The sequence below is a fragment of the Nonomuraea cypriaca genome, from assembly GCF_015645445.1.
Lineage (GTDB): Bacteria > Actinomycetota > Actinomycetes > Streptosporangiales > Streptosporangiaceae > Nonomuraea > Nonomuraea cypriaca.
This window is the reverse complement of record NZ_JADOGI010000143.1, coordinates 1-18,064: the sequence shown is the minus strand read 5'-3', so window position 1 is coordinate 18,064 and position 18,064 is coordinate 1. Positions and strand designations below refer to the sequence as shown.

Here is an 18,064-nt window from a genome sequence, read left to right as displayed (position 1 = left end):
GAGTTGTACGTCCAGTTCGTAGTGTGGAACCTCGCCGAGTCCGAGCGGACCGTGGAGGACCTGCGCGTCTATCTCCGCGAGTACGCGGTGGAGGCCTATTCGCGGCTCCCCGGCATGAGGCTGAAGATGTGGTTCTCCAACGCCGACCGCCAGACCTGGGGAGCGGTGTACCTGTGGGACGCCCCCGAGCACATGGGCGGATACATGGGGGTGAGCAGGGCCATCGAGCTCATCGGCTACCCGCCAACGTCGGTGGGCGTCTTCGAGCTCGAGGCCGCCGCCGAGGGCGACAGCGCGTACCCCGATCTGGCCGCACTGGGCCGGGCGTTCGCGCAATGACCTAACGCGGCCATGTCCCATTCCGTCCTCGGTGCCGACCTGTTTTTCCGTCCCGGGCTGGGCATAATCTAAGAGCGGCTCCCCGGAAACAGGGAGCTTTTTGAAGCCGCTCGGAGAAAGGAAATTCAGCGTTGCTGAAAACGGTGCCTCTTCACGACGAATGCGCAGGTCAAGACCATCTTTTGGCTGATGATGGACTCGAAGGGCGGAACGAGACAGCCGAATCGCCGGCGCGGATCAGGGCCGTACTCGTCGACGGTGACCCGCTATTTCGTGAGGGCGCCTCGGAATTACTCAGAAGGGTTCCGGGAATCGAGGTCGCCGGCAGTTTTCCGACGGTCGGGGAAAGTCTGGCGGCGATCGGTCCTTCCGACGTGGTGATCCTCATCGTCGAGCCGCACGTGGCCCATGGGGACGAACTGGTGAGCGCGCTGGTCGCCGGGTCGGGCGGCGGCGCGCGGGTCCTCGTGCTGACGGAGGACGGCGACTCCGGCCTCGTCTGGCGGGTGTTCCTGGCCGGGGCGCGGGCCTGCCTGCTGAAGAGCGCCCAGCTCGACGAGCTCGTGTCGGTCGTCAGGATGATCAGCCAGGCGGGTGCGGAGCGGTTCGTGTTGTCACTGCCCCGCGCGGCGGTGGGCCGGCTGCGGCAGGGGCGGGGCGAGGGCGAGCTGCTGACCAGGCGCGAGTGTGAGGTGCTGCGGCTGGCCGCCGACGGGCTGAGCAACAGCGAGATCTCCAACCGGCTGTTCATCGCCGAGGCCACGGTCAAGCGCCACCTGACCAACGCCTACGCCAAGTTGGACACGCCCTCGCGGGGCAAGGCCGTACACCGGGCTTTCGAACTGGGCATCCTGCCCGGCAGGCACACAGGAAGGGAGAAGGTCACCCGATGAAGCTGCGCGAGCGCGCGCCCAAGATCGGCCCCACGAGGGAGGTGAGCACCGCCTCGACGCTGGAGCGGGTCACACCTCTGCTCCGCACCGTCGGCGTCACGCGGGTCGCCGACCTGACGGGCCTCGACCGTACCGGGATCCCGGTCTACAGCGCGGTCGTGCCCAGGTCGCACGACATCATGAGCGTCTACAACGGCAAGGGCCGCACCCACGAGGACGCCCGCACCTCAGCGATCATGGAAGCGGTGGAACGGTTCAGCGCCTGGCAGCCGCTGGCGCCCGACCGCATCGGCTCCTACGCCGAGCTGGCCGCATCCGGCCTACCGGTGCTCGACCCGGCCGAGCACACCATCGCGCTGAGCCCTCACTACCGCCCCGACCGGCCGATGTCCTGGAAGCGCGGCTTCGACCTGCTGGCGGACGAGGAGGTGTACATCCCGCTCTGCCTGGCCGGCTACTACGTGTCCTTCCACGAGAAGCAGTGCTTCGCCATCAACACCAGCAACGGCCTGGCCTCGGGCAACACGCTGGAGGAGGCCGTCTGCCACGCCTTGTGCGAGGTCATCGAGCGCGACGCGCTCACCCTGGCCGACGTGGTCAGCAACCGGCTGGCCCACATGGTCCGCGACAAGTTCGGCTCCTCGGTCCCCGCCCGGGTCATCGCCCGGCTGGAGGACCGCCATCCCAGCGTCGATCCCGGCAAGCTGCCCGAGGCCGCCGGCTGGTACGCCGATCGCATAGAAAGCACCGGAGTCCGCCTGGCCATCAGGCACATCACGTCCTCGACCGGCATCCCCTCCTTCGCCGTGATGGTGGCCGAGGACCTCGCCGACACGTTCTCCTCAGGCCACGCCGGCTACGGCACCCACCCCGACGCCGAGGTGGCGCTGATCCGGGCGCTGACCGAGACGGCGCAGAGCCGCGTGGTGGACATCCAGGGCATGCGCGAGGACATCAGCCTGCCCAGCGACCAGGTCGCCAACTGGCACAGGCACGTGGCGCGCGGCGGGGACATCGACTTCTCGGTGTGGCCATGGCGCGAGTCCGTGGCGCCGGTGTCCTTCGCGGACCTGCCCAGCCATCCGAGCGACGACGTGGTCTCCGACATCGCGCTGATGCTCGACAGGCTGCGCGGGGAAGGGCTCGACCGGGTCATCGTGGTCGACCGCACGCCGCCGGGCTTCCCCGTCCACGTCGTACGCGTGATCGTGCCGGGACTGGAGTCGTGGGCCATCGACCAGAGCAGGCTCGGCCGCCGGGCCTCGGCGGAGTGGGACCGCGCGCTCGCGTCCATCTCGAGCAAGTCCGTTCCAAGTAAGTCCGTTCCGAGTAAGAGGAGTGGCGGCTGATGCGTGCCGTGGTGTTCGCGGGGCCCAGCATCGACGCGGGCTCCATCGCCGAGATCGCGCCGGAGATAGAGGTCAGGCCGCCGGTCAAGCGGGGTGACATCGACGCGCTGCTGGCCGAGCCCGAGCCCCCCGCCCGCATCGGGATCGTGGACGGCCAGTTCCTGCAGGGACTGATGATCTCGCCCAAGGAGGTGCTCAAGGCCCTCGACCGCCACACCGACCCCATCCAGGTGTACGGCTCGTCGAGCATGGGCGCCCTCCGGGCGGCCGAACTCGCCGGCGAGGGGATGATCGGGGTCGGCCAGGTCTTCGAGCTGTACAGTTCCGGCCAGGCCGACGCCGACGACGAGGTGGCCATCACCTTCGACCCCGATTCGCTGCGCGCGCTGTGCGAGCCGATGGTCAACATCCGCGTGGCGGTGGCCGCCGCGCGGGAGCGCCGGATCGTCTCGCCCGCCACGGCCGAGTCGGTGCTCGCCGCCGCGAAGGCGCTCTATTTCCCCGAACGCACCTACGCGCGCGTGCTGGCGAGCGCCGTCGCGCCCGCGGACGAACTGGACGCGCTGCGCGACTTCCTGAGTGCCGAGGCCCCCGACGCCAAGAAGGAGGACGCGCAGGAGCTGCTGCGCCTCATGACCGGAAACTGATGCTTTGCCCCGGATCCGGGCGGTGGCCTGCGAAAGGGCCACCGCCCGGATGCCTGTCGGCCGCTTCTCGGCCACTCGTGGGCCACCCGTCGGCCACCGGCTAGAAACGGCAGGTAAAGGCGACCCTCGTGAGCTTGTGATATCTTTCACGAGCAGAGGCCTCTGATGCGCTGGCTTTAGAGGTAGCAAACGCTCGCTTGATAACTCGCTGATGGAGCACCGATGCAGGCAAACGATGTGCGCATACTGAAGAGCGCCGCACTGCCGACCCTCATGCTGGGAGCCATCGCCGTCGTCACGGCGTTTCTGATAGCGGGTGGCAAGGGCGCTCTCGGCGCGTTGATCGGCACCTTGCTCGTCTGCGCCTTCTTCAGCATCAGCGTGCTTGCCGTGTCGTTCGCTGCTCGCATCTCCCCTCACTTCATGGCGGCGGCCGCGCTGGCGAGTTACATCGTCAAGGTCGTGGTGATCATGATCGCGCTGTCCGTCTTCGGTGACACCACCGCGTGGGAGCCCAGGGCGTTCGCGTGGACCGTGGTGCTCTGCACCATCGGCTGGACGGTGGCCGAGGTTCGCGCCTTCATGAAGACCAAGATCCTCTATGTCGACCCGGACGTCCAGCTCCCCTGGCAGCGTGACACATGAGCCAGGCGCCCGGGGCGGGGCCCGATATGACTAGTCATGCTCTCGCCTGCTATCGTCGGGCGCGCGATGAGCCAACAGGAACGCCGGCCCGAAGACGACGGTCGCCAATTCGCCGACGCCATGTGGGCGATCCCCAGCCAACTGCTCGCCGGGATGGCGGTCTACGGCGGCGTGGGCTGGCTTCTGGACCGTTGGCTCGACACGTCTGCGTTCTTCCCCATAGGTGTCGTCCTCGGGGTTGTGCTTGCCGTCTACCTGGTCTACCGCAAGCACGGGCAGTAGTCCGGAGCCGCGGTCGCGGCCTTGCTGAGGAAACCTTTGTGATCCACTACGACTACGACGTTGAAGGGAACGCCGCGTGAGTGCGCTGACGGTCCTCGCTCCCGAAGGTGATCAGTTCAAGGCGCCGACGCCTGAAGAGCTGTTCAATCTCGGTCCCATTTTCTCCGGGGTCGGCTGGTTCACCAAGCCGGTCCTGCTGGCCCTCCTCAGCTTGGTCATCGTGCTGGCCTTCTGCTGGGCCGCCTTCGCCAGCCCCAAGCTGGTGCCAAGAGGTGTGCAGAACATCGCCGAATACGGCTACATGTTCGTCCGTGACCAGGTCGCCCGGCCCTTCCTGGGCAAGGACGCCGACCGGTTCATGGGCCTGCTGCTGTCGCTCTTCTTCCTGGTGCTCGTCTGGAACCTGATGGGCATCGTCCCCATCGCCCAGTTCCCGGTGGCCTCGCACATCGCCTTCCCGGCCGTGCTGGCGCTCTCGATCTACGGGGTCAAGCTCTACCTCGGCTTCAAGCACCAGGGCGTCGGCGGCTACTTCAAGAACATGATGTTCCCGCCGGGACTGCCCAAGCCGATCTATGTGCTGCTGGCGCCGATCGAGTTCCTCTCCAACATGATCATCGCGCCGTTCACGCACGCCGTGCGACTGTTCGCCAACATGTTCGCCGGTCACATGCTGCTCGCGTTCTTCAGCACGGTCGGCTTCTGGTTCCTGTTCGAGAAGCTCACTCCGCTGGGCGCCGGAGTCGGTGTCGTGGGCGTGGTCATGACGATCATCTTCACCGGATTCGAGATCTTCATTCAGTTCCTGCAGGCATTCCTCTTCGCGATGCTGGCATCGATGTACATCGGTGGCTCATTGCACGCAGAGCACTGAGAACCACATACCGGAATATCCATGACCGGTGAGACTCCACTTCACCGGCCGTCCAGTAAAGGAATACAGAAATGAGCGTTCTCGCTGAGGTCTCCGGCAACGTCACCGCCATCGGTTACGGTCTCGCCGCCATCGGCCCCGGCATCGGCGTCGGCATCATCTTCGGTCAGGGCGTGCAGGCCATCGCGCGCCAGCCCGAGGCATACCCCCTGATCAACCGCAACATGCTTCTGGGCTTCGTCCTCACCGAGGCCCTCGCCCTCATCGGTCTGGTCGCGCCCTTCATTTTCCAGGGCATCCAGTAACCGGAAGAATCTCTGACGAAAGGCTGCACCCATGATTAAGGCAGCTACGCTCCTCGCCGCGCCGGAGGGGGCGTCCAACCCCCTCCTCCCGCACGACTACGAGCTCGTCGTCGGTATCTTCGCCTTCCTCGTCGTCTTCATCGTCGTCGGCAGGATTCTCGTACCGCGCATCCAGAAGACGCTGGCTGAGCGGACCGACGCCATCGAGGGCGGCATCAAGAGGGCTGAGGAGGCCCAGGCCGAGGCTCAGGTTCTGCAGCGGCAGTACGCCGAGCGGCTCGAGGAGGCCCGTCTCGACGCGGCCAGGCTGCGCGAGGAGGCTCGCGAGCAGGCCGCGCAGATCAAGGCCGAGCTTCGCGAGGAGGCGCAGGCCGAGGCCCGCCGGCTCGTCGAGGCCGCGCACACCCAGATCGAGGCGGACCGCCAGGCGGCGTTCGCCCAGCTGCGTGCGGAGATCGGTCGCCTGTCGACCGACCTGGCCGGACGCATCGTCGGCGAGTCCCTTGAGGACGAGGCCAGGCAGAGCCGCATCGTGGACCGGTTCCTCGACGAGCTGGAGACCAGCGACGCGCAGGCGGTGCGGTAATGAGAGGCCTGAGCAGGACGTCGATGGCGGAGGTCGAGGAGCGGTTCAACGCGGCCGCGGGCAGCGCGGACCTCGGCACGCTCTCAGACGAGCTGTTCGCGGTCACCGATCTGCTCGACCGCGAACACGGCCTGCGCCGCGCACTGTCCGACCCGTCCAGGGCCGCGGAGCAGAAGGCGCACATCGTGCGCACGCTGCTCGAAGGCAAGGTCGGCGAGTCGGCGATCGGCACCACCGAGGCCGCGGTCTCGGCCCGGTGGTCGCGCGCCGGTGACCTGGCCGACGTGCTCGAACGGCTCGGCGTCGTCGCAGCGGCCGCGGAGGCGGAGAGCCAGTCCAGGCTCGACGAGGTGGAGGACGAGATCTTCCGCTTCGGCCGCATCGTCGCCGGCAACCCCGACCTGCGCCGCGCGCTCGCCGACGCGGCAGCGCCCGAGGCGGGCAAGCGGGAGCTCCTGAGCGACCTGCTGGGCGGCAAGGTCGCCCCGACCAGCCTGCGCCTGATCACGCAGCTTGTTGTGCACCCGCGTGGGCGTAGCCTGGAAGCAGGTCTGGAAGAGGTCGGTCGGCTCGTGGCCCAGCAGCGCCAGCGCCTCGTGGCGGTGGTCCGCAGCGCGGTCGAGCTGTCCGAGGCGCAGAAGGAGCGCCTGATGGCGTGGCTACGCTCCTCCTACGGCCGTGACGTGCACCTGAACGTCGAGGTGGACAAGCGAGTGCTCGGTGGGTTCTCGGTCCGCATCGGCGACGAGATCATCGACACCACCATTGTGGGACGAATCGAAGAAGTCCGCCGCCGGTTGGCCGGCTAGGCGAATAGGGAGACAGAGTAGAGATGGCGGAGCTTACGATCCGGCCGGACGAGATCCGGGACGCGCTTGAGCGCTTCGTCCAGGCGTACGAACCGGAAGGCGCCGCGCGCGAGGAGATCGGGACCGTCGTCGACGCCGGCGACGGCATCGCCCATGTCTCCGGCCTTCCCTCGGCGATGGCGAACGAGCTGCTCGAGTTCGAGAACGGCACGCGCGGCCTGGCACTTAACCTCGACACCCGCGAGATCGGTGTCGTCATTCTGGGCGAGTTCAGCGGCGTCGAGGAGGGCCAGACGGTCCGCAGGACGGGCGAGGTCCTGTCCGCGCCCGTCGGCGACAACTTCCTCGGCCGCGTGGTCGACCCCCTCGGCAACCCCCTCGACGGCAAGGGCGCCATCGAGTCAGAGGGCCGGCGTGCCCTCGAGCTCCAGGCCCCCTCGGTCGTCCAGCGGCAGCCGGTGAAGCAGCCCCTGCAGACCGGCATCAAGGCGATCGACGCCATGACGCCGATCGGCCGTGGCCAGCGTCAGCTGATCATCGGTGACCGTGGCACCGGCAAGACCGCGATCGCCGTGGACACCATCCTCAACCAGCGCGAGAACTGGGCCTCCGGTGACCCGGAGAAGCAGGTCCGCTGCGTCTACGTCGCGGTCGGCCAGAAGGGCTCGACGATCGCGCAGGTCAAGTCCCGCCTCGAGGAGGCAGGCGCGCTGGAGTACACCACCATCGTCGCCGCCCCCGCCTCCGACCCGGCGGGCTACAAGTACCTTGCCCCCTACACCGGCTCGGCCATCGGCCAGCACTGGATGTACCAGGGCAAGCACGTCCTGATCATCTTCGACGACCTGACCAAGCAGGCCGACGCCTACCGCGCCGTGTCCCTGCTGCTGCGTCGCCCCCCGGGCCGCGAGGCCTTCCCCGGCGACGTCTTCTACCTCCACTCCAGGCTCCTGGAGCGCTGCGCCAAGCTGTCCAAGGACATGGGCGGCGGCTCGATGACGGGCCTGCCGATCATCGAGACCAAGGGCAACGACGTCTCGGCGTTCATCCCGACCAACGTCATCTCCATCACCGACGGGCAGTGCTTCCTGGAGACGGACCTGTTCAACGCCGGCGTGCGCCCGGCGATCAACGTCGGCATCTCGGTCTCCCGAGTCGGTGGCTCGGCGCAGGTCAAGGCGATGCGGAAGGTCGCGGGCACGCTGAAGCTGTCGCTGTCGCAGTACCGCGACCTGGAGGCGTTCGCCTCGTTCGCCTCCGACCTCGACGCGGCCTCCCTGGCTCAGCTCCAGCGCGGCCAGCGCCTGGTCGAGCTGCTCAAGCAGCCGCAGTACTCCCCGTTCCCCGTCGAGAAGCAGGTCGTGTCGGTGTGGGCCGGCACCACCGGTGAGCTCGACGAGGTGCCGGTCGAGGACATCCACCGCTTCGAGACGGAGTTCCTCGACTATCTGCAGTCCTCGCACAAGGGCATCTTCGACGGCATCAGGGAGACCAACGACCTGCCCGACGACGCGGTGACCGCTCTCAAGGACGCCATCACGGAGTTCAAGAAGGGCTTCACCACCTCCTCGGGCGAGCTGCTGGTCAAGGACGAGCCGGTGGCGCCGCTGGAGGCCGACGAGGTCGGCCAGGAGAAGATCAAGAAGGTTGTACGTGCGGCGGCGGAGAAGTAGGACATGGCTGCCCAGATAAGGCTGCTGCGGCGGCGGATCAACTCGGTCAAGTCGACCGCGAAGATCACGCGTGCCCAGGAGCTCATCGCCTCTTCACGGATCGTGCGGGCGCAGCAGCGGATGCAGGCGGCGCTGCCGTACGAGCGTGAGATCACTCGCGCCGTCACGGGCGTCGTCAGCAACGCGGCGAGCGTCGACCATCCGCTGACCGTGGCGAAGGAGAACCCCGCCAGGGCGGGCATCCTCATCGTCACCACCGACAGCGGCTTCTGCGGCGGCTTCAACGCCAACGTGCTGCGCGAGGCCGAGGCCCTGCGCGGGCTGCTGGAAGGCCGCGGGCTCGACGTGGTGCCGTTCGTCACCGGGCGCAAAGGTGTCGCCTGGCACACCTTCCGCAACCGGGAGATGGGCGGCAACTGGGTCGGCTTCACGCGCAAGCCGGCCTACGCCGACGCCAAGGAGATCGCGAACACGCTGATCGACTCGTTCAAGGACGACAACGGGATCGACGAGATCCACATCGTGTCGACCGAGTTCATCTCGATGCTCACGCAGCAGGTCGTGGTCAAGCGGATCCTGCCGCTGGAGGTCGAGGAGACCGAGGCGACGGAGTCCACCGCGATCCCTCCATACTTCGAGTTCGAGCCGACCGCGGGTGACGTTCTGGAGTCGCTGCTGCCGCGCTATGTGGAGTCCCGCATCTTCACGGCGCTGCTGCAGTCGGCGGCCTCGGAGGAGGCCGCGCGGCGGCGCGCGATGAAGTCCGCGACCGACAACGCCAACGAGCTGATGCGGGTGCTGACCCAGCAGATGAACCAGGCTCGCCAGGCGGAGATCACCCAGGAAATCAGCGAGATCGTCGGTGGGGCCAACGCGCTCGCTGACGCCGCAGCGGGGAAAGAGTGAAATGACTGCAGAGGCTGTTGAGACTGTAGAAACCCCCGCGGCCGGCACAGGCCGCGTGGCACGTGTCACCGGCGCCGTCGTCGACGTGGAGTTCCCCGTCGATGCGATGCCCGACATCTATAACGCACTCAACGTCGAGGTGACCCTCGGCGGCGAGACCAGGACCCTGACGCTCGAGGTCGCCCAGCACCTGGGCGACAACCTCGTGCGCGCCATCTCCATGCAGCCGACCGACGGCATGGTCCGCGGCCAGGCCGTGGCCGACAGCGGCGGCCCGATCTCGGTGCCGGTCGGCGACGTCGTCAAGGGCCATGTGTGGAACGCGCTGGGCGAGACGCTCGACGTGCCGACCGCCTCGCTCAAGATCAACGAGCGGTGGGGCATCCACCGGCCGTCGCCGGCGTTCGACCAGCTCGAGTCCCGCACGGAGCTGCTGGTCACCGGCATCAAGGTCATCGACCTGCTCACCCCGTACGTGCAGGGTGGCAAGATCGGCCTGTTCGGCGGCGCCGGCGTGGGCAAGACCGTCCTGATCCAGGAGATGATCCGCCGGGTCGCCCGTAACTTCGGTGGCACGTCGTGCTTCGCCGGTGTGGGCGAGCGTACCCGTGAGGGCAACGACCTGTGGCTGGAGATGGAGGAGGCGGACGTCCTCAAGGACACCGCCCTCGTCTTCGGCCAGATGGACGAGCCGCCGGGCACCCGCCTGCGGGTCGCGCTGTCGGCGCTGACCATGGCCGAATACTTCCGCGACGTGCAGAAGCAGGACGTGTTGTTGTTCATCGACAACATCTTCCGCTTCACGCAGGCCGGTTCCGAGGTCTCCACGCTGCTCGGCCGGATGCCGTCGGCCGTGGGTTACCAGCCCACGTTGGCCGACGAGATGGGTGTGCTCCAGGAGCGCATCACCTCGACGCGCGGTCACTCGATCACCTCCATGCAGGCGATCTACGTGCCCGCCGACGACATCACCGACCCGGCGCCGCACAACGCGTTCGCGCACCTCGACGCGCAGACCGTGCTCTCGCGGCCGATCTCGGAGAAGGGCATCTACCCCGCGGTGGACCCGCTCGACTCCTCCTCCCGGATCCTCGACCCGCAGATCGTCGGCGAGGAGCACTACCGGGTGGCCCAGGAGACCAAGCGGATCCTGCAGAAGTACCGCGAGCTCCAGGACATCATCGCGATCCTCGGTATCGAAGAGCTGCCCGAGGAGGACAAGGTCACCGTCCAGCGGGCCCGCCGCATCGAGCGCTTCCTGTCGCACCCGATGTACGCCGCCGAGGCCTTCACCGGCCAGCCGGGCGAGACCGTGCCGCTGGACGAGACCATCGCCTCCTTCAAGGGCCTGTGCGCGGGTGAGTACGACCACCTGCCCGAGCAGGCGTTCTTCATGGTCGGCGGCATCGAGCAGGCCGTGACCAAGGCCAAGGAACTCGAGCGCCGCTGAATCGCCCAACGGTAGTGGTGTGGTGCACCGAAGCCACACCACTACCTGATCGGAAAGGACCTACACAAAGTGGCGAAGCTACGCGTAGGGGTTGTCTCACCCGAGCGTGAGATCTGGTCGGGCGAGGCCGACATGGTGATTGCCAAGACCGTGGACGGCGAGATCGGTATTATGCCGCAACACGCACCTGTGCTCGGCGTCCTCGTCGAGGGCGGCGTGCTGCGCGTCAAGCGGGAGGAAGGCGAGCTCGTGGCGGCCGTGCACGGGGGGTTCATCTCTGTGGCCGACGACGAGGTGTCCGTGCTCGCCGAGGTGGCCGAGCTCGGATCCGAGGTCGACGTCTCGGCGGCTCGCAACGCTCTCGATCGGGCTCAGGCCGCGATCGAGGCCGACCAGGAGGACGCCGACGCGGCGATCGAGGCCAAGCGTGCCAGGGCCCGGCTCCGCGCGGCGGGCGAAGAGGTTTAATTAACTAACGGTCTCAGGGGGCGGCATGGTTGCGACGGGTGTGACTATCGTATTGCTGCTTGCCGCCCTCGTGTTCGTACGCGGGATCGTCCTGGCGCGTTCACGTGGCAGCGTGCCCTGTCGCCTCCAGGTAGGCGAGCGGGGCTGGCAGAGCGGTGTAGCCCGCTACGCCGACGGAGAGCTCCATTGGATCCCGCTCATAGGCGTCCGACTCAGGCCGCGCCACGCGATCGCGAGGCGCGGCCTCGTCGTATCAGCCCGCCGTGAGATCGACGGCGGGCTTTTCGCGGTCGACTGCGGTGGGAGCACGGTCGGCCTGTCCCTCGCGATGAGCGCCGACGCGCTCACGGGCTTCCTGGCGTGGCTGGAGTCCGCGCCGCCCAGCGCCTACCTGGACGTGGCCTGACACCGCCGGCTCAGCGGGTGCCGCCCGGCTTCCAGAGGATCTCGTCGCCGTCGTGGGCGAGCCGGCAGACGATGAAGAGCAGGTCGGACAGGCGGTTGAGGTATTTCGCCGCCAGCACGTTCATGTCGTCGTGGACCTCGAGGGCGGCCCAGGTCGTCCGTTCCGCTCTGCGGACCGTGACCCTGGCCAGGTGCAAGGCGGCCGTGGCGGGGTCGCCGCCGGGGAGGATGAAGCTGCGCAGGGGCTTGAGCGCGGCGTTGAGGCGGTCGCACAGCTCCTCCAGCCGGTCGATGTACGACTGCTCCACCCGCAACGGCGGGAACTCCGGGTGTTCCACGACCGGCGTCGCCAGATCGGCGCCCACGTCGAACAGCTCGTTCTGGATCCGGACGAGGATCTCCACGAGCTCCGCGGGCAGCGTGCCGTGTGAGAGCGCCAGGCCGAGGCAGGCGTTGGCCTCCTCGACGTCGGCGTAGGCGGCGAGCCGGGGATCGGTCTTCGAAGCGCGGCTCATGTCGCTCAGGCCGGTGGTGCCGTCGTCTCCGGTGCGGGTGTAGATGCGGGAGAGGACGACCGGCTTGTCCTTGTCGGCGCGCGTCATGTGCCCAGCGTAATGACAAATGTCATCCCGAGAAGACGCGGGATCCACATCAGGCCCATGATTTCGGCGACTGGCCGGTCTAATGCCGTGAAAGGCACCATTGATCCATGATGAAGGAGAGAACCTGATGCTCGAGATCAGCGAGCTGCGCAAGCGTTTCGCGGGTGGCCCCGACGCTCCGGGCGGCAAGGTCGCCCTCGACGGGATCGGATTCACGGTACGGCCGGGCGAGATGTTCGGGTTCGTGGGCGCGAACGGCGCCGGCAAGACGACGACGATGCGCATCGTCATGGGAGTGCTCCAGGCCGACTCCGGCTCGGTGAGCTGGCAGGGCGGGCAACTCGGCTACGAGGCCCGGCAGCGCTTCGGCTACATGCCGGAGGAGCGGGGCCTGTACCAGAAGATGCGGGTCGCCGAGCAGATCGAGTATTTCGGCCGTCTGCACGGTCTGAGCGCGCCGGACGCCACGAAGGCCACCGACGACCTGCTGGAGCGGCTCGGGCTGACCGAGCGCAGGAGCGATGCCGTGCAGGCGCTGTCCCTGGGCAACCAGCAGCGCGTGCAGCTCGCCGTGGCGCTGGTGCACGACCCCGAGGTGCTGGTCCTGGACGAGCCGTTCTCCGGGCTCGACCCGATCGCGGTGGACGCGCTGGCCACGGTGCTGCAGGAGCGGTGCAGGGGCGGCGTGCCGGTGATCTTCTCCAGTCATCAGCTGGAGCTGGTCGAGCGGTTGTGCGACTCCGTCGGCATCGTCTCTGCGGGGCGGATGGTGGCCACGGGTACGGTGGCCGACCTGCGGGCGGCCGAGGGCAGCACGCTGCGCGTGGTCGTCCGCGACCCGGCGCAGGGCTGGGCGGACGGCCTGCCCGGCGTGGTCACCGTCAACGGCGACCGGCACGTCCTGCGTACGACGGACGGCGACGACCAGGAGATCCTGCGGCGCGCGCTGAAGGCGGGACACGTCGAGCACTTCGGCACCGAGCAGCCGACCCTCACCGAGATCTTCAAGGAGGCCGTGGCGTGAACGGACTGATGCTGGTCGCCCGCCGCGAGATCGTCACACAGGTACGCACCAAGGCGTTCGTGATCGGCCTGCTCATCACGGCCCTCGTGGTGGCCGTCCTGGCCTTCCTCCCCAAGCTGATGGGCGGCGGCGACTCCTACACCCTGGGCACCGTCAACTCCCAGCAACTCCCGCTCCAGGCCGCCGCGCCGGACGCGGAGTTCGAGTGGCGGACGTTCCCCGACGAGGCGGCGGCCAAGACGGCCGTGCTGGCAGGGGACGTGGACGCGGTGCTGGTCGACGGCGCCAAAGTGTTCACGGACGGTGAGATCGACGCTCAGCTCGGCGTGCTCATGCAGAGCGTCAACAGGGAGGTCAAGCTCGGTGCCGCCGGCGTGGCGATCCCGCCGCTGCGCATGGAGTCCGTGGGCGCCGACACGCGCTACGAGGCCGCCCGCACCGGCATCGCCGTGGTGCTCGTCCTGCTGCTCTTCATGCAGCTCATAGGACAGGCCACGATGGTCGCCATGGGCGTGGTGGAGGAGAAGGGCAGCAGGATCGTGGAGATCCTGCTGTCCACGCTGCGGCCGTGGCAGCTGCTCGGCGGCAAGATCCTCGGGCTGGGAGTGCTGGGCCTGATCAACATGGTCACGATCGTGGTCGTCGGCCTTGGCGCGGCGACGGCCTCCGGGCTGGCCGCCGACTTCCCGCCCGGTATTCCCGGGCTGGTCGCCGGGGTGCTGGTGTGGTTCGTGCTCGGGTACGCCTTCTTCGCCACCCTGGCGGCCGGCTTCGCCTCGCTGGTCTCGCGCCAGGAGGAGGTGGGCAGCGTGTTGACGCCGCTGACCATGACCATCATGGCGTCGTACTTCGTCGCCTTCTACGCCACCAACGACCCCACGGGGACGCTGGCCACCGTGGTGTCGTACATCCCGCCGTTCTCCTCCATGGTGATGCCGGTGCGGATGGCCGCGACCGAGGTGCCCTTGTGGCAGGTGGGGGCGTCGATGGTGGCGATGGTGGCGGCCGTGCTGGTGGTGCTGGCCTTCGGCGCCAAGATCTACGAGCGGGCCGTGCTGCGGACGGGCGCCAGGCTCAAAATCGGCGACGTGCTGCGCGCCGGGTAATGGATCCGCTCAAGCGGGCGCGGCGCTTCACCGGGTTGTTGCTGGTCTCGAGCATCGCCCTGATGTGGTTCCTCATCGCCTCGGCGTTGGTGACCGCGCTCCGCGAGGACGAGCTCAACTGGTGGCGCACCGTGCCGGCGCTGATCGCCGCCATCGGCTTCACCTGGCTCTGCCCGCTCATATTCGACGCGGTGCTGGACCGCCGTTATCCCACCAGGCAGGTGGTGGTGGCGGCGGTTCTCGCGCTGCTCGCTGCCGGCCTGGGCGGTGCCGACCCGATCGGCTGGGGGTTCTTGCTCAGTTCCTGGCTGGCCCTCGCCACGCTCGGGGTTCGCAGGCGCACGGCCGTCCTGCAGGCGGTGGGCACGTGGGTGGCGGGCGTCGGGCTCGGTGGCCTGAGCCTGGCGAGCGGCTGGACCGTCATGGACGTGGGCGTCGACAGGCCGCTGGTCTCCTACGGGGTCATGTACGCGTTCCTCTGCACGTTCCTGCCGTTGACCAACAAGATGTGGATCTGGATCTGGGAGCTCGCCGTACAGGCGCACGAGGGTCGCGAGGCCCACACGCGGCTGGCGGTGGCCGAGGAGCGGCTGCGTTTCGCCAGGGACCTGCACGACCTGGTGGGGCACCGGCTGTCGGCCATCGCCGTCAAGACCCAGCTGGCCGTACGGCTCTCCGACGTGGACACGGAGGCGGCCAAGGCGGAGATGGCGGAGGTGAACACGCTGACCAGGACGGCGCTGCGCGAGCTGCGGCAGGCCGTGCGTGGCTACCGCGAGCTTGACTTGACGGCCGAGCTGAATGGTGTTAAAGGAGTGCTCGAAGCAGCTGGGGTCCGCTGCGAGGTGCGCGTTCCGTATCGCGAGCTGCCTGGCGGGGTGGCGCCGGTGTTCGCCTACACGGTGCGTGAGGCGGTGACCAACGTGCTCAAGCACAGCGCCGCGACCTTCTGCGACATCACCATCCGCTTCGCCGAGCAGCGGGCGGAGCTGATCGTGCGTAACGACGGGGTGATCCAGCGTCAGGCCATGGATCCGGGGACCGGTCTGACGGGCATGGAGGAGCGGCTCGCGGCCGTGGACGGCACGGTGAGCGCCCATTCGACGGATGACGGACAGTTCGTGCTCAACGCGGTCGTGTCATTGCCGATACGTGGGTAGGGGAACCACTGCAGGTGGTTCACCTCGGCAAGTGTTTTGCGCAGGGGTGAGACTGAGGAGGTGGCATGCGCGTCCGGGGCAATCCGAGGGCTCAGGTGGTGCGGATCGGTGCCCGGCTGGACGCCGGGACCTCGGCCGGGGTACGGGAGCGAGTGCACAAGGCCCTGGACTCCGGGGAAGGCGACCTGATCCTGGATCTCTCCAAGCTGGAGATGATCGACGCGACGGGGCTCGGGGTTCTCGTGGGCGCGCACAGGCGCGCGCTGAGCGTGCAACGCCGCCTCGTTCTTCGGGGGGTGCCACCGCGGATCATGCGAATACTCGCGGTGACCCGGCTGAATCGGGTGCTGCACGTGGAGGTTCACGAGGCCGCGGTGGCCTGATGTGACATATCAGTGCGGGCGGCGATCAGCCGCCGCCCGCACTTCGTTTAGACAAAATGTAGACATTACGGCCGGTACGCTTGCCGGCCCGGCTACAGCCCGAAAAGAATGCGAATCAGCTCGTGCCGAGGCTGCGGCCGAAGATGTGCACGGCGACGTCGACGAGTTCGTCGATGTCCGGTTGATCTTCCGTGAGCAGCCATTCGATGAGCAACTCTTGTAGCGCTCCAATTACACCGAGTGCCACCAGGTGCCGATTCAGCGGGACCGTCGGCGGGAAATCGGCCACGGCGTCCTCCACGAGTCGCGCGAACGCGTGCACGGCCCGCTGGCGTGACAGTGTCAGGACATCCCCGGATCTGCGTACCTCGACGTGCATGATGCGGGCCCGCCGCCAGTCGGCTGTAGCAAATTCGATATAAGCGCGAATCCCGGCCTTGACTTTTTCGTCAAGTGCCGCCGGCGCCTCCTCCACCGCTTTCGCCACGACCGCGAGGCTTTCGTCCACGCAGCGCTCGTGCAGTGCCTGAAGGAGCTCCTCTCTGCCGCCGAAACATTCGTAGAAGGCGCGGTTGGAGATCCGCGCCTCCGAGCACAGCCTTTCGATCGTCGTCGCCGTGAAACCCGGCTTGGCGTATAGCGTGTAGGCGGCTGTCATCAGCCGCTCGCGTCTGTCTGCCAGCCTTTGCTCAGCCGACATTCCCCGGTAAGACCGGTTCACATTCCACCCGTCCAACATGATCGTGGCCCCCAGAGCACACAATTATGGACGCGTGATCGCTTTTGGGAAAGGGTGCGATGATTAACTCTTACGTCGCCCGTGCAAGAACGTGACGAGTCTGATCAGCCGCTCAAGCTCAGCGGGGCCTCTGGCGAACGATGTGAGGTTCATTCCCGGCATCGCGAAGCGCTGACGGGAGATGGCCTTCGCCCTGGCGAACTCCCGCAGACCGTCGGCGCCGTGGATCCGGCCGAATCCCGAATCGCCCATCCCGCCGAACGGCAGCGCCGGCACTCCGGCGAAGGAGATGACCGAGTTGACGGCGGTCATTCCGCTGCGCATCCTGCGGGCCAACTCCATCGCCCGGCGCGTATTGCGGGAGAACACGGTGCCACCCAGCCCGTACGCCGAGGCGTTGGCCAGTTCCAGAGCCTCCTGCGCGTCGCGGGTGCGCCGGACGGTGATGGTCGGCCCGAACGTCTCCTCACGCACCGCGGGGGAGTCCTCGGGCACGTCCTCTACGATGACCGGGTCCACGTACGGCGCCCGCACCGCCGCCGGGCCGCCCGCCCGCATCCTGCCCGACTTGGCGGCGTCGTCGATGTGGCGCTTGATGATGTCCACCTGGCCCGGCATCGTGATCGGGCCGTAGTCCTCGCCGGCCCGCACCTTGGTCGCCCGCTCGGACAGCTCCCGCATGAAACTTTCATAGACCTCGTCCACGACGTAGACGCGCTCGACGCCCGCGCAGGTCTGGCCGGCGTTGGACATCGCGCCCCACAGGCAGGCGTCGGCGGCCGCGACGAGGTCGGCGTCGGCGTCCACGATGAAGGCGTCCTTGCCGCCGCACTCGGCCACGATCGGCGTGAGGTTCTCGGCGCAGGCCGCCATGACCCGCTTGGCCGTGGCGGTCGAGCCGGTGAACGCCACCTTCCCCACCCGGGGATCGCCCGCCAGCGCCGCCCCGGTCTCGCCCAGCCCGGTCACCGTCTGGAACACCGGCTGCTCGGGCACCGACTCCCTGAACAACTCCGCCAGCCGCACGCCGACGCCCGGAGTGAGCTCACTGGGCTTGAAAACGACCGCGTTTCCGGCGGCCAGCGCATATCCGATGGAACCCATGGGCGTGAACACGGGATAGTTCCACGGCCCGATCACGGCCACGACACCCAGCGGGAGATATTCGAGCGTGGCGGCCAGATTGGCCCCGATCAGCCCGGTGGAAACCCGCCGCCGCCCGAGCACCTTCTGCGCGTTACGCGCCGCCCAGTCGAGATGGGTGATGGCCAGCACGATCTCGAGCGTGGCATCGCCTACCGGCTTACCGGTCTCCTCCCGGACCAGCCCGGCCAGATCCCTGATCTCCCGGGTGATGACGGCCTTGAAGTCGAGCAGCCGCCGCCTCCGCTCGGAGGCCCCCAGCCCCGCCCACCACCC

Annotated in this window: 22 protein-coding genes; 19 read left to right on the top strand and 3 right to left on the bottom strand. The window is 67.9% G+C overall.

All coding sequences use genetic code 11. The annotated features are described in order from the left end of the window. The first annotated feature begins 3 nt into the window (after positions 1–3). The 15 genes from ITP53_RS36015 to ITP53_RS35945 all read left to right on the top strand — a co-directional run bounded on the left by ITP53_RS36015 (position 4) and on the right by ITP53_RS35945 (position 11,632). Entirely contained in the window at positions 4–339 is a 336-nt protein-coding gene (locus ITP53_RS36015; RefSeq protein ID WP_195899936.1) for a hypothetical protein, read from the top strand. A 374-nt stretch (positions 340–713) separates the two neighbouring features. After that, positions 714–1,232: a helix-turn-helix transcriptional regulator gene (locus tag ITP53_RS60585; protein ID WP_195899935.1), complete on the top strand. Its 519-nt coding sequence runs from the start codon at positions 714–716 to the stop codon at positions 1,230–1,232. Beyond that, positions 1,229–2,581, top strand: a complete 1,353-nt coding sequence (locus ITP53_RS36005) for a YcaO-like family protein (protein ID WP_195899934.1) — start codon at positions 1,229–1,231, stop codon at positions 2,579–2,581. The genes ITP53_RS60585 and ITP53_RS36005 overlap by 4 nt, the downstream gene beginning before the upstream one ends. Further along, positions 2,581–3,228 (top strand): TfuA-like protein, encoded by a 648-nt coding sequence (locus ITP53_RS36000; protein ID WP_195899933.1) that lies wholly within the window; start codon positions 2,581–2,583, stop codon positions 3,226–3,228. Before ITP53_RS36005 ends, ITP53_RS36000 begins: the two co-directional genes overlap by 1 nt. A 222-nt stretch (positions 3,229–3,450) precedes the next feature. After that, positions 3,451–3,873 (top strand): hypothetical protein, encoded by a 423-nt coding sequence (locus ITP53_RS35995; protein ID WP_195899932.1) that lies wholly within the window; start codon positions 3,451–3,453, stop codon positions 3,871–3,873. Between the two features lie 66 nt (positions 3,874–3,939). Then, positions 3,940–4,155 (top strand): AtpZ/AtpI family protein, encoded by a 216-nt coding sequence (locus ITP53_RS35990; protein WP_236051516.1) that lies wholly within the window; start codon positions 3,940–3,942, stop codon positions 4,153–4,155. 76 nt (positions 4,156–4,231) lie between these two features. Further along, the gene (atpB, locus tag ITP53_RS35985; protein WP_195899931.1) at positions 4,232–5,029 is read left to right on the top strand and encodes a F0F1 ATP synthase subunit A; all 798 of its coding nucleotides are present in this window, start codon (positions 4,232–4,234) and stop codon (positions 5,027–5,029) included. Positions 5,030–5,100: 71 nt separating this feature from the next. Further along, the gene (atpE, locus tag ITP53_RS35980; RefSeq protein ID WP_195899930.1) at positions 5,101–5,334 is read left to right on the top strand and encodes an ATP synthase F0 subunit C; all 234 of its coding nucleotides are present in this window, start codon (positions 5,101–5,103) and stop codon (positions 5,332–5,334) included. A 31-nt stretch (positions 5,335–5,365) separates the two neighbouring features. Further along, a complete protein-coding gene (locus tag ITP53_RS35975; RefSeq protein WP_195899929.1) occupies positions 5,366–5,920 on the top strand; it encodes a F0F1 ATP synthase subunit B in 555 nt (184 codons plus the stop codon). Beyond that, the gene (locus ITP53_RS35970; protein WP_195899928.1) at positions 5,920–6,729 is read left to right on the top strand and encodes a F0F1 ATP synthase subunit delta; all 810 of its coding nucleotides are present in this window, start codon (positions 5,920–5,922) and stop codon (positions 6,727–6,729) included. Before ITP53_RS35975 ends, ITP53_RS35970 begins: the two co-directional genes overlap by 1 nt. A gap of 23 nt (positions 6,730–6,752) precedes the next feature. Next, on the top strand, positions 6,753–8,402 hold the full coding sequence (gene atpA / locus ITP53_RS35965) for a F0F1 ATP synthase subunit alpha (protein ID WP_195899927.1): 1,650 nt from the start codon (positions 6,753–6,755) through the stop codon (positions 8,400–8,402). A gap of 3 nt (positions 8,403–8,405) precedes the next feature. Further along, the gene (locus tag ITP53_RS35960) at positions 8,406–9,308 is read left to right on the top strand and encodes a F0F1 ATP synthase subunit gamma (protein ID WP_195899926.1); all 903 of its coding nucleotides are present in this window, start codon (positions 8,406–8,408) and stop codon (positions 9,306–9,308) included. Between the two features lies 1 nt (position 9,309). Continuing rightward, positions 9,310–10,758 (top strand): F0F1 ATP synthase subunit beta, encoded by a 1,449-nt coding sequence (atpD, locus tag ITP53_RS35955; protein WP_195899925.1) that lies wholly within the window; start codon positions 9,310–9,312, stop codon positions 10,756–10,758. 69 nt (positions 10,759–10,827) lie between these two features. Further along, positions 10,828–11,226, top strand: coding sequence for a F0F1 ATP synthase subunit epsilon (locus ITP53_RS35950; RefSeq protein WP_195899924.1), 399 nt, complete (start codon positions 10,828–10,830; stop codon positions 11,224–11,226). A gap of 40 nt (positions 11,227–11,266) precedes the next feature. Then, complete coding sequence (locus tag ITP53_RS35945; RefSeq protein ID WP_328816865.1) at positions 11,267–11,632, top strand: DUF2550 domain-containing protein; 366 nt, start codon at positions 11,267–11,269, stop codon at positions 11,630–11,632. Between the two features lie 10 nt (positions 11,633–11,642). Here the strand turns inward: ITP53_RS35945 and ITP53_RS35940 are convergent, their stop codons facing one another. Then, positions 11,643–12,233, bottom strand: a complete 591-nt coding sequence (locus ITP53_RS35940) for a cob(I)yrinic acid a,c-diamide adenosyltransferase (protein WP_195899922.1) — start codon at positions 12,231–12,233, stop codon at positions 11,643–11,645. A gap of 127 nt (positions 12,234–12,360) precedes the next feature. Here ITP53_RS35940 and ITP53_RS35935 point away from each other — a divergent pair, with 127 nt between their 5' ends. From ITP53_RS35935 to ITP53_RS35920, 4 genes are all read left to right on the top strand, one after another. Beyond that, complete coding sequence (locus ITP53_RS35935; RefSeq protein ID WP_195899921.1) at positions 12,361–13,257, top strand: ABC transporter ATP-binding protein; 897 nt, start codon at positions 12,361–12,363, stop codon at positions 13,255–13,257. Beyond that, positions 13,254–14,363, top strand: coding sequence for an ABC transporter permease (locus ITP53_RS35930; protein WP_195899920.1), 1,110 nt, complete (start codon positions 13,254–13,256; stop codon positions 14,361–14,363). Before ITP53_RS35935 ends, ITP53_RS35930 begins: the two co-directional genes overlap by 4 nt. After that, positions 14,363–15,523, top strand: a complete 1,161-nt coding sequence (locus ITP53_RS35925; RefSeq protein WP_195899919.1) for a sensor histidine kinase — start codon at positions 14,363–14,365, stop codon at positions 15,521–15,523. Before ITP53_RS35930 ends, ITP53_RS35925 begins: the two co-directional genes overlap by 1 nt. A 65-nt stretch (positions 15,524–15,588) precedes the next feature. After that, positions 15,589–15,906: an STAS domain-containing protein gene (locus ITP53_RS35920; RefSeq protein WP_195899918.1), complete on the top strand. Its 318-nt coding sequence runs from the start codon at positions 15,589–15,591 to the stop codon at positions 15,904–15,906. A 115-nt stretch (positions 15,907–16,021) separates the two neighbouring features. On the opposite strand, the gene ITP53_RS35915 is transcribed toward ITP53_RS35920, so the two are convergent. Beyond that, complete coding sequence (locus ITP53_RS35915; RefSeq protein ID WP_236051515.1) at positions 16,022–16,564, bottom strand: TetR/AcrR family transcriptional regulator; 543 nt, start codon at positions 16,562–16,564, stop codon at positions 16,022–16,024. A gap of 144 nt (positions 16,565–16,708) precedes the next feature. After that, positions 16,709–18,064, bottom strand: a 1,356-nt coding sequence (locus tag ITP53_RS35910; protein ID WP_195899916.1) for an aldehyde dehydrogenase family protein, incomplete at its 5' end; no start/stop codon positions are given.

Excerpts from the sequence above, each read along its gene's own strand:
- ITP53_RS36005 (WP_195899934.1), top strand. The coding sequence starts at position 1,229 with ATGAAGCTGCGCGAGCGCGCGCCCAAGATCGGCCCCACGAGGGAGGTG.
- ITP53_RS36000 (WP_195899933.1), top strand. The coding sequence starts at position 2,581 with ATGCGTGCCGTGGTGTTCGCGGGGCCCAGCATCGACGCGGGCTCCATC.
- ITP53_RS35995 (WP_195899932.1), top strand. The coding sequence starts at position 3,451 with ATGCAGGCAAACGATGTGCGCATACTGAAGAGCGCCGCACTGCCGACC.
- ITP53_RS35990 (WP_236051516.1), top strand. The coding sequence starts at position 3,940 with ATGAGCCAACAGGAACGCCGGCCCGAAGACGACGGTCGCCAATTCGCC.
- atpE (WP_195899930.1), top strand. The coding sequence starts at position 5,101 with ATGAGCGTTCTCGCTGAGGTCTCCGGCAACGTCACCGCCATCGGTTAC.
- ITP53_RS35975 (WP_195899929.1), top strand. The coding sequence starts at position 5,366 with ATGATTAAGGCAGCTACGCTCCTCGCCGCGCCGGAGGGGGCGTCCAAC.
- ITP53_RS35970 (WP_195899928.1), top strand. The coding sequence starts at position 5,920 with ATGAGAGGCCTGAGCAGGACGTCGATGGCGGAGGTCGAGGAGCGGTTC.
- atpA (WP_195899927.1), top strand. The coding sequence starts at position 6,753 with ATGGCGGAGCTTACGATCCGGCCGGACGAGATCCGGGACGCGCTTGAG.
- ITP53_RS35960 (WP_195899926.1), top strand. The coding sequence starts at position 8,406 with ATGGCTGCCCAGATAAGGCTGCTGCGGCGGCGGATCAACTCGGTCAAG.
- atpD (WP_195899925.1), top strand. The coding sequence starts at position 9,310 with ATGACTGCAGAGGCTGTTGAGACTGTAGAAACCCCCGCGGCCGGCACA.
- ITP53_RS35940 (WP_195899922.1), bottom strand. The coding sequence starts at position 12,233 with ATGACGCGCGCCGACAAGGACAAGCCGGTCGTCCTCTCCCGCATCTAC.
- ITP53_RS35935 (WP_195899921.1), top strand. The coding sequence starts at position 12,361 with ATGCTCGAGATCAGCGAGCTGCGCAAGCGTTTCGCGGGTGGCCCCGAC.
- ITP53_RS35925 (WP_195899919.1), top strand. The coding sequence starts at position 14,363 with ATGGATCCGCTCAAGCGGGCGCGGCGCTTCACCGGGTTGTTGCTGGTC.
- ITP53_RS35920 (WP_195899918.1), top strand. The coding sequence starts at position 15,589 with ATGCGCGTCCGGGGCAATCCGAGGGCTCAGGTGGTGCGGATCGGTGCC.
- ITP53_RS35915 (WP_236051515.1), bottom strand. The coding sequence starts at position 16,564 with ATGACAGCCGCCTACACGCTATACGCCAAGCCGGGTTTCACGGCGACG.